10 protein-coding genes and 1 pseudogene are annotated in these 13,217 nt (G+C 41.6%); 10 read left to right on the forward strand and 1 reads right to left on the reverse strand.

From position 1 onward, the window contains the following. Positions 1–29 precede the first annotated feature (29 nt). Together cobA and ACRYKC_RS10805 are read left to right on the forward strand one after the other, a co-directional pair. Positions 30–812 (forward strand): uroporphyrinogen-III C-methyltransferase, encoded by a 783-nt coding sequence (gene cobA / locus ACRYKC_RS10800; protein ID WP_433806742.1) that lies wholly within the window; start codon positions 30–32, stop codon positions 810–812. 15 nt (positions 813–827) lie between these two features. Beyond that, on the forward strand, positions 828–1,571 hold the full coding sequence (locus ACRYKC_RS10805; protein ID WP_433806743.1) for a sirohydrochlorin chelatase: 744 nt from the start codon (positions 828–830) through the stop codon (positions 1,569–1,571). Positions 1,572–2,571: 1,000 nt separating this feature from the next. Here ACRYKC_RS10805 and ACRYKC_RS10810 read toward each other — a convergent pair. Next, on the reverse strand, positions 2,572–3,228 hold the full coding sequence (locus ACRYKC_RS10810; protein ID WP_433806744.1) for a DUF4396 domain-containing protein: 657 nt from the start codon (positions 3,226–3,228) through the stop codon (positions 2,572–2,574). A gap of 150 nt (positions 3,229–3,378) precedes the next feature. Between ACRYKC_RS10810 and ACRYKC_RS10815 the strand changes: the two genes are divergently transcribed. The 8 genes and pseudogenes from ACRYKC_RS10815 (at position 3,379) to ACRYKC_RS10850 (ending at position 13,208) form a co-directional block, all read left to right on the forward strand. After that, positions 3,379–3,696, forward strand: a complete 318-nt coding sequence (locus ACRYKC_RS10815) for a metal-sensing transcriptional repressor (protein WP_433806745.1) — start codon at positions 3,379–3,381, stop codon at positions 3,694–3,696. Positions 3,697–3,708: 12 nt separating this feature from the next. Further along, the gene (locus ACRYKC_RS10820; RefSeq protein ID WP_433806746.1) at positions 3,709–6,114 is read left to right on the forward strand and encodes a heavy metal translocating P-type ATPase; all 2,406 of its coding nucleotides are present in this window, start codon (positions 3,709–3,711) and stop codon (positions 6,112–6,114) included. 24 nt (positions 6,115–6,138) lie between these two features. Next, positions 6,139–6,336: a copper chaperone CopZ gene (copZ, locus tag ACRYKC_RS10825; RefSeq protein WP_433806747.1), complete on the forward strand. Its 198-nt coding sequence runs from the start codon at positions 6,139–6,141 to the stop codon at positions 6,334–6,336. A 327-nt stretch (positions 6,337–6,663) separates the two neighbouring features. Then, positions 6,664–8,028: pseudogene (locus ACRYKC_RS10830) on the forward strand (diaminobutyrate--2-oxoglutarate transaminase); the annotation flags it as partial. Further along, on the forward strand, positions 8,025–9,545 hold the full coding sequence (locus ACRYKC_RS10835; protein WP_433806748.1) for a pyridoxal phosphate-dependent decarboxylase family protein: 1,521 nt from the start codon (positions 8,025–8,027) through the stop codon (positions 9,543–9,545). The pseudogene ACRYKC_RS10830 and the gene ACRYKC_RS10835, both read left to right, overlap by 4 nt. A 1-nt stretch (position 9,546) precedes the next feature. Continuing rightward, positions 9,547–11,316 carry an IucA/IucC family protein gene (locus tag ACRYKC_RS10840; protein ID WP_433806749.1) on the forward strand — a complete coding sequence of 590 codons (1,770 nt, stop codon included), beginning with the start codon at positions 9,547–9,549 and terminating at the stop codon, positions 11,314–11,316. Continuing rightward, positions 11,309–11,902, forward strand: a complete 594-nt coding sequence (locus ACRYKC_RS10845; RefSeq protein ID WP_433806750.1) for a GNAT family N-acetyltransferase — start codon at positions 11,309–11,311, stop codon at positions 11,900–11,902. Before ACRYKC_RS10840 ends, ACRYKC_RS10845 begins: the two co-directional genes overlap by 8 nt. Next, positions 11,865–13,208 carry a lysine N(6)-hydroxylase/L-ornithine N(5)-oxygenase family protein gene (locus ACRYKC_RS10850; RefSeq protein WP_433806751.1) on the forward strand — a complete coding sequence of 448 codons (1,344 nt, stop codon included), beginning with the start codon at positions 11,865–11,867 and terminating at the stop codon, positions 13,206–13,208. The genes ACRYKC_RS10845 and ACRYKC_RS10850 overlap by 38 nt, the downstream gene beginning before the upstream one ends. The last annotated feature ends 9 nt before the right edge of the window (positions 13,209–13,217 follow it).

Consider the following 13,217-nt stretch of genomic DNA (forward strand, 5'->3'; position numbering starts at 1 on the left):
AAATGGATACAAATTTGAGGAGGAATGATATGTCAAAGGTGTACTTAGTTGGAGCTGGACCTGGAGATGCAGAATTGATTACAGTTAAAGCTCTGAAGTGTATTCAAAAGGCTGATGTGATTTTATATGACAGGTTAGTGAATAAAGATTTGCTGGAGGAAGCCAAATCTGATGTAGACCTAGTCTTTTGTGGGAAGCATCCAAAGTTTCATGTTTTAAAACAGGAAACGATTAACCATCTGCTAGTGAAATACGCTAAACAAGGGAAAATCGTAACACGGCTGAAGGGTGGCGATCCGTTTGTGTTTGGAAGAGGAGCTGAAGAGGCAGAAGAATTAGCCAAGCATGGAATTTCCTTTGAGGTTGTTCCGGGTATTACTTCTGGAATTGCTGCGCCTGCTTATGCTGGAATTCCAATTACTCATAGAGATATGGGAAGTTCATTTGCTGTAGTCGCTGGACATCGCTGTAAAGGAAAGCATGATGAAGTGGATTGGAAAAGTTTAGCCAAAGGTGTGGATACACTGGCCATTTACATGGGGATCAGCAACCTTCCATACATACGCGAACAACTCCTTCTGAATGACAAAAACAAGGAGACTCCTGTCGCTATCATTCAACAGGGGACCACCGAGCATCAGAGAGTTGTATCAGGAACACTTGATAACATTGTCGATGTAGTAAAAGAGTCGAGAGTTAATAACCCTGCAATGATTGTAGTAGGAGAAGTGGTGCGTTTTAGAGATCGTCTCCATCAACTAAGCTTATTATATAACGATCCAGTTCCCCAAACGGTTGTTATAGAAGCTTGATGAGGGAGGGGTAGAATGGAAGCAGTACTTTATGTTGGCCATGGAAGTCGTATGAAGGAAGCAGCGGATGAAGCCATTCATTTTATAATGAAGGCTATGAAATTAGTAGATACTCCGATCCAAGAATATTGCTTTTTGGAACTATCAAAATCTGATATTAAAGAAGGTGTTAATAAGTGTGTGCAGCGAGGAGCAACTTCTATTGCAGTTGTTCCAGTCTTATTATTAACTGCTGCTCATGCAAAAGTAGATATTCCTCATACATTAAATAAAGTCGTTAAGAGGCACCCGGATGTGAAGTTTACTTATGGGCAACCGCTCGGGGTTCAGGAAAAAATCATTGATGCTTTAATTGAAAGGATTGAAGACCGAAAAGCAATTACAAACGATATGGACATTCTGCTGGTAGGTCGTGGAAGCAGTGATAAGGAAGCAGTGCAAGATATCTGTACGATTGCAAAGCTCCTGAAAAAAAGAACTCATGTGAACAGTGTCGAGGTTTGTTTTCTGGCAGCTGCCTCCCCTCGTTTTGAGCAAAAAGTTAAGGGGGCAGCAAAGCAAGGAAAGAAAAATGTTATCATTCTTCCTTATCTATTATTCACAGGGGTTTTAATGACCTCGATTTATAAAACTGTTAACGAGCTTAATTTGTCTTCTGGACAGAGCTTTATTGTTAGTGATTATTTAGGAGATCATCCTAATCTTTATCATTTGCTAAAAGAGCGTGTGATTGAAGCAAGAAAAAATTCTGTGCTATAAGGGTAGTAATTGAATCTTGCAGCCGTCCCATAGCGGGACGGTTTTTCTCATTTATCAAATGCGCTTGGTTAAGCGCTGGGGTTCATAATTTTAGTAAAAGATTTGTTCAACTAAATGGCAGGATAGTGGAAGACTCGATTTCGAGGTGCTGTGAGCTTTCCGTTTCCCTTAGTAGAATTTGGAGGTCAGTGAAATCACTCTCTTTCCATGGGCATGTGCTAAGCCTCCTCGCGCTAAAGTTCTCCGGGGTCTCACCTATCATGTTCATCCCACAGGAGTCTCGCGGTTTCCCGGACCTCCTTACGGCTGTTAGGAGTAACGGAAACATTATTGGTACCGAAAATCTATCTGTATTCTAGAATCCGAGCCTCTTTACTCCTGTTAAATGGGCCGTTCATTACACTATAGATAGGTTGGATGGAAAACGGCGAGCCTCCCGCGGGAGAAGGACTTAGGCGAGACCCCACAGAGAGCGTAGCGAACGAGGAGGCTCGCAAGTTCCCCCGCAGGAAAGCGAGTTGTTTCCCATCCAACCTTACTCTCATTACGCAACGGCCCCGATAATAACTTGAATTCAAGTCTTCAGGAATAGGAAGAATTTTTTGAAGATGGATTGAGGGGCATCAATAAAAAGAAGTATGCTTCCGCTGCTAGGGGGTGATGGAAGCATACTTTACAAGTGGTTTTACATTGAATAAATTACTTATCAAATAAGAGAGTGTTATTAGGTTAACCTGGCAAAATAGCTTTTCCAAAGACATTCCTTATTTTGCTACCCACATCTTTACCGCAAGGACTAAAAATGAGAATACATTAACATTTTTTGTTCTTCGGATAGTTAAGACCTCCCAATTAACTGAATGTTTTGATTAATACAAGATTACCATGTGATTTACAGGCTTAAAACCTTTGTGTGAGGAAACCTTACAAGGAAAATTGAAATAAAAAAAGCTTGAGGGTGAGAATTCCTCAAGCTTTTATGAAAAGAGAAGATCTAGGATTACATCTCCTCCTTAATTCCTTTCCTAACCAAAACCCAGTTAGCTGGATAACTGGTAATAAAGCCTAAGATCATAGCGATTTGCATCATAAACCAGTATGTCGCTTCATTCGGCTTCGGCGGTTCACTGAACAGCACAAAATGGACAAGGGCCATCCATCCAAACATCCCGACTTCAAATGCAATTAAAGAGAGAGAGTCTGCTTTAATGGCTGCTTTAAAAGATCCGATTACGCCTTGTTCCTTATTCATGGGGTATATGGCGTAGAATTGAAAGATGATACCGAAGATATACGCTAAAATGAATTCAACTACATAGTGGGCGAATAGCACTGAACCTGCTATCATTAGACCTGTAAGGGCAACAATCGGAACACCGACCGCGTCACCGAAGGTACACCCAGCTGAGCAGTGGCTTGTAGATACGAATACTTTAGCCGGTCGGCCGCGGCGGTCTTCTTTTTCATTGGCTTTTGCTTTTAAACGGCCCCATTTGAAATAGGTCCAGAGAGCAATCGGGCCGAAAAACCATCCATTGATCGGCCAAACGAAATTCATAACCTTCATCATTTGAGGATGTCTGATCACATCAACTATGATGATGATAGAAGATAGCATTCCAATTCCTAATGCTATCCAAGAAATTAAAGCTAACATCCAAATCACCTCAGAATATTTTTATACTTATAACCGATACCCCCTAAATGTATTAAGTAAAACATTCAGACATATACCAATTATGTAGAGGCTGATTTGTTGACTGAAAATACCTATGCGGGGTATATTAAAATAACAGGAGGAAAAAATATGTGTGAACATACATTACCAGAGGATAGTGGCAAAAAGCCTGCAAAGCCTAGAACAGATGATGAGAAGCAAGCGGTCATGAATCGATTGAAACGAATAGAAGGTCAAGTTAGAGGGATTCAAAAGATGGTAGAAAACGATCGTTATTGTGTTGATATTCTTGTGCAAATCTCAGCGATCAATAAAGCTTTGAATAAAGTGGGGTATTCGCTATTGGAACGACACACCCACCATTGCGTCGCAGGAGCGATTAAGAAGGGGGAAGGGGAAGAAGCCATTGATGAGCTGATGAAAGTGATCCAACAATTCTCCAAGTGAGGAGGCTCAATCATGAGTGAGCAGAGAAACATAGACATTGGAATAACTGGCATGACTTGCTCGGCATGTTCGACAAGAATTGAAAAAGTTCTAAATAAAATGGACGGTGTCGAAGCGAATGTCAATTTGACAATGGAACATGCAACTGTAAAATATGACCCTGATCAAGTTGAGCCTGAAGATATTACGGCCCGTATTGAGAAACTTGGATATGGGGTGCAGAAAGAGCGGGTTGAACTCGATATTCACGGCATGACGTGTTCAGCCTGTTCTTCTCGTATACAAAAGGTGCTGAACAAAGCAAGCGGAGTTGACCAGGCAACAGTAAATTTAGCAACGGAGGCAGGAGTTGTTGAATATGACCCTAGCACAATTTCCGTCGATGACATCATTGCAAAAGTGAAAAAACTCGGATATGAAGCGGTGGTAAAAAAAGATAGAGAAGAGCAGAAAGATCATAAGGAAGAAGAAATTAATCGGAAAAAACGGCAATTATGGATTTCTGCAATTTTATCTTTACCACTCCTCTATACGATGATCGGTCATCTCCCATGGGATATTGGGATTCCAGTCCCACATCTATTTATGAATCCTTGGTTCCAATTTGTTTTAGCAACACCTGTTCAGTTTTATATAGGAGCTCCTTTTTACATGGGTGCTTACAGAGCACTTAGTAACAAGAGTGCAAATATGGATGTACTTGTTGCTTTAGGTACTTCTGCTGCTTATTTTTATAGTGTCGTAGAAGGAATCAGGTGGCAGTTAAATCCAGGTCTTGAACCTGAGCTTTATTTTGAAACAAGTGCGGTATTGATTACGCTTATTCTAGTTGGAAAGTTATTTGAAGCGTTAGCCAAAGGGAGAACGACCGCAGCGCTTACGAAGCTTCTAAGCCTTCAGGCAAAAGAAGCGACAGTCATTCGAGATGGAACAGAAGAGAAAATTCCTGTAGATCAAGTTCAGGTTGGCGATGTATTAATGGTGAAGCCTGGAGAGAAAATACCTGTAGATGGTAAGGTCATAAAGGGTTCATCCTCCGTTGATGAATCCATGATTACAGGTGAATCCATTCCTGTTGAGAAAAATGAAAATGATCCGGTCATTGGCGCCACCATCAACAAGAATGGAACCATCCAAATGAAAGCTGAGCGAGTAGGAAAAGATACAGCTCTTTCTGGTATCGTAAAGATTGTTGAAGAAGCTCAAGGTTCTAAAGCTCCTATACAGCGAACAGCTGATGTTATATCCGGAATTTTTGTCCCGATAGTTGTTGGGATAGCCGTTCTGACCTTTATCACCTGGTACTTCGTTGTATCTCCAGGCGAGTTGCCGCAAGCACTAGAGGCAGCCATTGCTGTACTGGTTATTGCATGTCCATGTGCACTTGGACTCGCTACACCGACTTCCATCATGGTTGGAACGGGAAAAGGTGCAGAACAGGGGATTCTGTATAAAGGCGGAGAGTATTTAGAAGGAACCCATCGTTTAACTACTGTGTTACTTGATAAGACGGGGACAGTTACAAAGGGTCAACCGGAAGTGACGGATTTTGTTGCTTTTGAAAATGATGAAAACTCTCTCCTTAAGGATGTCATCGCTGCCGAAAAGGCTTCAGAACATCCTTTGGCTGAAGCTATTGTTTCTTATGGAGTAGAGAAAGGTGTCGAGTCGCAAGAAGCTTCAAATTTTGAAGCGATACCTGGTTATGGCATTCAAGCAGACGTTGAAGGAAGACGTGTTCACATTGGTACACGAAAACTTATGGAACGCGAGAACCTTTCTTATGAAGAATATAATACCACTCTTTCTGATTTAGAAGAAGAAGGCAAGACGGCGATGCTCATAGCTGTAGATGGATTCATAAAGGGCTACGTAGCCGTTGCAGATACTTTGAAAGAAACGTCTAAACAAGCGATTCAAGAAATGAAAAAACTTGGTCTTGAGGTGTACATGGTCACTGGCGACAATGAGCGCACAGCTCGGGCAATCGCGTCTCAAGTAGGGATTGACGGGGTATTTTCCGAAGTCTTACCAGAAGAAAAAGCGGAAAAGGTAAAAGAATTGCAAAGCCAGGGGCATAAAGTGGCTATGGTCGGCGACGGAATCAACGATGCGCCGTCGCTCGCAACAGCTGATATCGGCATTGCCATAGGAACAGGTACTGACGTGGCCATTGAGACCGCAGATATCACCTTAATGGGCGGAGACCTCATGCATTTAAGCAAATCGATCGTGCTTAGTCGGAAAACGATGAAAAATATACGTCAAAACTTGTTCTGGGCCCTTGCTTACAATACGGCAGGTATACCAGTTGCGGCCATCGGATTATTGGCCCCGTGGGTCGCAGGTGCTGCCATGGCCTTCAGTTCGGTCAGTGTCGTAAGCAACTCTCTTCGTTTGAAGCGAGCCAAAATATAACAACTAGGAAAGGTTGATTGAAGAATGCAAACTACACTAAAAGTTGAAGGAATGACATGTGGACATTGTGAAAAAGCTGTCAAAGGAGCTCTCGAAGAGCTGGAAGGTGTAGAAAAAGTCGATGTTCATCTTGACAGCGGCAACGTAGAGGTGTCCCATAGTGGAGTCCATGAAGATAAAATGAAAGAAGCCATCGAAGAACAAGGATACGATGTGGTTTAATCATAGTAAGAAATTGAGAGAGTGCATGTTCGCCATGCACTCTCTTTTTTTTGTTTTGGCGGCTCTCACGGAGTGTTGGACTTTTGTTCATTTTATATACAGGAGTCTTTTGACTTAATTTTTATAAATTATCTTTAGATGGAAAAATATTCTTTGGTTGGCTAAAATCGCTGGTGTTATGTAGGTTAAAGCTAATTTTTCATATAGATCAAATGAACCAATATGGACGAGAACAATTGATAATGGTTTTCAATTAATGTTGACATTGATAATCATTATCAATTACTATGTCGTTGAAGCGAACAACGAGTAACAAAAAAAGGAGTTGGCCCTATGAATACACAAATCTCTATTTCAAATAAACAATTACTTAGTCAGCAAGAAAAGCGCGAATCCAATGCACGTTCCTATCCCAGACGAATCCCTTTGGCTATTAAGAAAGCAGCGGGAGTTTACATTACGGATGTGGAAGACCGAACCTATATTGACTGCTTAGCAGGGGCAGGAACACTTGCGCTAGGGCATAATCATCCGATCGTAATTGAGGCTATGGAAAAAGTGATTCATGACAGATTACCGTTACATACGTTAGATCTAACAACTACAGTTAAAGAACAGTTTGTAGACGAACTTTTCTCCTCCCTTCCAGAAGGGTTCCGTGAAAGAGCGAAAATACAGTTTTGCGGCCCGACTGGAGGAGATGCGATTGAAGCAGCGATAAAGCTGGCAAAGACAGCGACTGGGAGGCAAAGCATCCTTACTTTCCAGGGGGGCTATCACGGGGCGACTCACGGAACGATGTCGATCAGCGGCAATTTAAATCCTAAAAAAAATGTCCAGGGATTGATGCCAGATACACATTTTCTCCCTTATCCCTATACGTATCGTTGCCCGTTTGGAAAAGGTGGAGAAGAAGGACATCAAATAAGCAGTACGTATATTGAGAATCTTCTTGATGATCCTGAAAGCGGCATTCTTCCACCCGCAGCCATGATCTTTGAAACGGTACAAGGAGAAGGCGGATCGATTCCTGCTCCGATAGAATGGTTGAAAGAAATGAGAAGAATTACGAAGGAAAGGGGAATTCCGCTAATCATTGATGAAGTACAAACTGGTATTGGGCGTACAGGAAAGATGTTTTCCTTTGAACACGCAGGTATCGTTCCAGATGCTTTTGTTCTTTCAAAAGCCATTGGTGGCAGTCTCCCTCTTTCAGTAGTGGTGTATGACGAGTCATTAGATACGTGGGAACCAGGAGCTCATATTGGTACCTTCCGTGGCAATCAGATGGCCATGGCAGCTGGAACTGCTACTTTGAAGTATGTGAAAGAAAACCAATTAGATGTACATGCGGAAAAAATGGGAGCACATCTTCTTCAATCGTTAAAACAACTTCAGAAAAACGTTAAAGAGATCGGTGATGTACGAGGAAGGGGACTGATGATTGGCGTAGAAATAGTCGATCCATCGCTTTCTCAGAGTAAAAGTGGGAGCTCCCCTGCCTATCCAGCACTTGCAAGCCAAATCCAGCGTGAATGTTTTAATCGCGGTCTCATTTTGGAAGTGGGAGGAAGAAATGGTGCGGTTATTCGTCTTCTTCCACCATTGATCCTTACAAATGCACAAGCGGATGAGGTTATTAGGATTTTTGATGAAGCTGTGAGGTTTTCTTTAGAAGGGATAAAGCGATGATTACTTCCTATGAAAATAAAAGAGTTTCAAAAGAGTCTGGATATTACGATTCGTTTTTCCTTCACTCGGGTGAAGAAGGTATTCAGACCTTTAACGAGCAAGTCGATCTTGTGAAAGAGAAACTTCTTACTGTTTTCGAAAGAGCGGATCAACCTTTTAAGGGGAGCACTACAGGTGAAATTAAAAAAGAGCTGCTCCCAATTATGAAACTATCGGGTGAAACGAAACCATTTCAAGAGGTGCTTGACGAAATTGGGGAGGCCGTTTTATCGAACAGCCTTCATGTCAGTCACAAGAAAAGTATCGCTCACCTGCACTGTCCTCCTTTGTTGACGGGGGTGGTGGCGGAGTTGATGATTGGTGCTCTTAATCAATCTATGGACTCATGGGATCAAAGCCCTTCAGCTACTTTTGTGGAGGAAGAACTGATAAAAAGTTTAGCGGAGTATGTCCGGATGCCTGAAACAGCTGATGGGGTTTTTACTAGCGGAGGAACACAGTCCAACTACATGGGTCTACTAATGGCAAGAGATGCTTTTTGTCAAACCTATTGGAACCATAATGTTAAAAAATCTGGACTCCCGCAAGATCTTGGAAGAATGAGAATCATTTGCTCAGAGGAAGCCCATTTCACAGTGAAAAAATCAGCTTCCCAGCTTGGCTTAGGTGAACAAGCTGTAATTTCAGTCCCGACGGATGAGAATCATCGGATGTGTATCAAGAGTTTCGAACAAGCCATCCAACGTTTAGAGCAGAAAAGCTTAGTGCCTTTTTGTGTGGTCGCTACTTGCGGAACAACGGATTACGGCAGTATCGACCCACTAGGTGAATTAGCTGACATCTGTCAGAGAAAAGATCTTTGGCTTCACATTGACGCGGCTTACGGAGGAGCGCTTCTATTTAGTCATTCTCATTATCTAAAGATCGAAGGTATGCGGCAAGCGGATTCCGTCGGATTAGATTTTCATAAATTGTGTTATCAGCCGATCAGCTGCGGATTATGCTTAATCAAGGATCGGAAGCATTTCCAATGGCTTTCCTTGCATGCGGATTATCTGAATCCTGTAAAAGACGAACAAGAAGGCATCTTGAATCTTGTTAATAAGTCTGTCCAAACGACAAGAAGATTTGATGCTTTAAAGGTACTATTAACTTTAAAAACATTAGGTACAGATTTGTTAGGCAGCATGATTGATACGACAATGGACCTCGCTGAGTTTGCAGTCCACTACTTGAAGGAAAAGCCTGAGTTTTCAGTTGCAAATCAGCACCCTGAACTAAATACAGTTGTTTTTCAATACCAGCCAGAATCTAGTGAGAATCTATGTGAACTTAATCGCCAAATCCAGCAGGTTTTGTATCAAGAGGGGAAAGCTGTCATTGCAAAAACATCTGTCTGTGGTTCTACGTACTTGAAATTCACCTTGTTAAATCCTCGTACCACAAGAGAAGACTTGATGGAAGTAATTGAAGAGATTGAGCAAACGGGGAAGTACATTATGAACGGAGGTTATTGAATTGAATCATGCAAAGGAAATTTCTGAACAAGCCACAATGCAAAGTTTTTTAAATTGCTACTTAAGGGAAACAGGAAGTTTTGAAAAAGAGGAACGCTATCCTCAGCTTAAAAGGGATGCCTCAGATCAGCTCATCCGTATTAATTTGAACAAACAACAAATGACCTTTTTTGTTCCTGTTAATTACGAATCCCTAACCGGCAGGCATTTATTTTCTTTCCCCTTTTATTATCGGGTTGGTCAAAGCGAGGTATTCCACACGTTGGATTATGTCACAATGACGACCCTTCTCATTAAAGAATGGCTTGTCGAAAATAAGAAGTCTCTATCTGAAGATGAATTGCTGTTACGAGTCATCTTGAGTTGCAAAAAGATTAGAGCATATATTGAGAAGCGCACAGAGGATCGTCTGCACTTAACGAATGAAGAGTTTCATTTTATCGAGGCAGAACAATCTTTATTGTTCGGTCACCTGCTTCACCCCACCCCTAAGAGTAAGCAAGGGCTGACGGATAAAGAAGATGAGACCTACTCCCCTGAACAGAAGGGCGAATTCCAACTGCACTATTTCGCTGCCAAGTCATCGATCGTAGACCAGGATTCAAGCATTGAATTCTCTGCATCAGACATTATTTTTGAAGATATGAATGACTTTGTAGATCAGGCTTGGCTTCAGAAGCTGAAACAAGAAGAACGAGTGCTTATTCCCGTTCACCCTCTTCAAGTTCCGGTGCTGCTTGAGCAAGAATCTGTTCAAAAGCTGCTCACCACTGGAGAACTAGAGGACGTTGGGCGGATAGGCCGAACATTTACGGCTACTTCTTCGTTCAGAACGGTATACAGTTCTCAATCGAAGTATATGTACAAGTTCTCTGTACCAGTAAAAATTACAAATTCTCTCCGAGTAAATCAGCGGAAGGAGCTTGCGAGAGGGGTGGAAGTTTCCAAACTACTAGCCACCCAGCTAGGTGAAGAGTTAAAGAAGGACCATCCTAATTTTAGTTTCATTAAGGATCCTGCTTACATGAACATTGCGCTAGATAAAGAGGTTTCAGGTTTTGAAGTTGTGCTGCGTGAAAATCCATTTTATACAGGAAATACGCAGCAAGCGAGTGTTGTGGCCGGACTCGTACAAGCCTCCGCGTATGGAGAAAAATCAAGGCTATATTCGATTATACAAAGTATTGCTGGGAGAGAAAGAAGGTCTCTTGAAGAAGTAAGTTTAGATTGGTTTAACCGTTATTTGACAGCTACTTTAGATCCGGTCTTATGGTTGTTCTACAATTACGGCATTGCCCTTGAAGCTCATCAGCAAAATTCAATAATTCAATTGAACAACGGTTACCCGGAGTATTATTACTATCGGGATAATCAGGGATACTATTTCTGCGAATCGAAGGCTGATCAGCTTAAGTCATTGGTACCTGCCTTAAATAAAGAAAGTGACACCGTTTGCAAAGATGAGGTAGCAGAAGAAAGGCTGAGATATTACTTCTTTTTCAATCATCTGTTTGGCTTAATCAATGGATTCGGGACGAGCGAATTAATTCAAGAAGACAAGCTTATGGATGTTCTGAGAGAAAGAATCAAGCTTCACCCAGAGATGCGGGTAACAAATACGTTATTAAAAGAAGAAGAGCTTCCTTGTAAAGCAAACTTGCTTACGCGTTTCTATGACATGGATGAGTTAGTAGGTCCTATGGAATCACAATCCGTTTATACACCTGTTCCCAATCCCCTTGCTTTGAAGGAGGAAGCGGTTCGTGGATAACGATTTTGAGTGCTATGACAAGAAATTAAATCAGAGGATTTCTTTTAGAAAAGTGACCTTTGAAGACGTCGGAAAAATTCATAAATGGATGAATGAAGACCATGTGCATCCGTATTGGAATTTAAATATTCCGCTAGAATCTTTTAAAGAACACTTAAAAAAAGCCTTAGCTGACTCACATCAAACTCTCTATATGGGATTAGTTGACCAGCAAGTGATGAGCTACTGGGAGGCTTACTGGGTAAGAGGGGATGTTGTTGAAAAAACCTATTCCTCTTCTCCTTATGATCAAGGCGTCCATCTATTGATTGGAGAACGTGCATTTCTCGGCAAAGGATATTCGCTGCCTTTACTCCGAGAGATGGTTCGCTTTCAATTTCAGAACTTGAATACGAAAAAAGTCGTAGCAGAGCCAGACATACGAAATGAAAAAATGATACACGTCTTTAAGAAATGTGGGTTTAAACCAGTGAAGCCCATTCAATTACCTGATAAAACCGGACTGTTAATGTTTTGTGATCGTGAAGAATTTGAAAAGAGGTGGTCAAATGAATCGATATGCTACCCCGTCCAGTCAAATCTATGACGTAATCGGAATCGGGCTGGGTCCGTTTAATTTAGGAATGGCTGCACTACTTGATTCTGTTCCAGATGTAACATCCTTATTCTTCGAAAAAGAGAAAGAGTTCAACTGGCATCCAAACATGCTGATCGAGGGTACCACACTGCAGGTTCCTTTTCTCGCTGATTTGGTAAGCATGGCAGATGTGAAAAACCATTATAGTTTCCTAAATTATTTACAGGAGCACAACCGACTCTATCAATTTTATTTCTATGAGAAGTTTCACATTCCACGTAAGGAGTATAACCATTACTGCCGCTGGGTTAGTGAACAGCTGGGAGCTTGCCAGTTCGGGAAAAATGTTCGAGACGTGATCCCTTTTGAGAAGGAAGGAGAACAGCTTTACCAGCTGAACGTTATGGATGAAGAAACCCAAACGATGAAGTCATTCTTCTCAAGAAACATAGTGGTTGGAATCGGGACAGTGCCAGCGGTGCCTGAACCTTTTCATCAACATTTAGGCTCGACAGTCTTCCACACTTCTGATTATTTAGCTAACAAAAATAATATCGGTAATCAGTCCGTAGTTGTAATTGGGTCTGGTCAGAGTGCAGCAGAGGTTTTCCTAGATGTTGCTCGGCTTCAGCAGGAATTTGGTGGCCGATTAGAGTGGTACACGAGGTCCAAAGGGTTCTTCCCGATGGAGTATTCAAAGCTCGGATTAGAATATTTCTCTCCTGATTATACCGATTTTTTCTATAAACTTTCTCAGCAAAAAAAAGATGAACTGATTAAGGAACAGGACTTGCTCTATAAAGGAATCAGTGCGGAAACAATCAGTGACATTTATGACCATTTATATGAAAGGTCGATTGGGAATGAACAACCACCGATTCATCTTCAGGCTATGACAGAAATGACTGATTTGGAAAAAAACTATGACATGTGGAAACTGAAAGGCGTGCACAGGATCAAAAATGAGCCGGTAATAGCAGAAGCAGATATCGTTATTTTTGGGACAGGTTATAAGCCTGCCGTGCCAACTTTTTTAAACAAAATGAAGGAATGGGTTAAATGGGATGCTTACGGCCGTTTCCATGTAAAAAGAGGATATGGGCTAGATACTGCTCTTCAAGGCGATGGTGAGATTTTTATTCAAAACGGTGAAATCCATACCCATGGGGTAGGTGCTCCTGACTTAGGATTAGGTGCTCACCGGAATGCAGTGATTATCAACCAATTGGCTAAAAGAGAAGTGTACAAGGTTGAGCGAAAGAATGTATTTCAAACATTTGAGTCCCATCAACCTGTGAAACAACCACAATTTTAAATCCAAATA

This window comes from Halobacillus sp. A1-3 (assembly GCF_050971765.1).
Classification (GTDB): Bacteria; Bacillota; Bacilli; order Bacillales; family Halobacillaceae; genus Halobacillus; species Halobacillus mangrovi_B.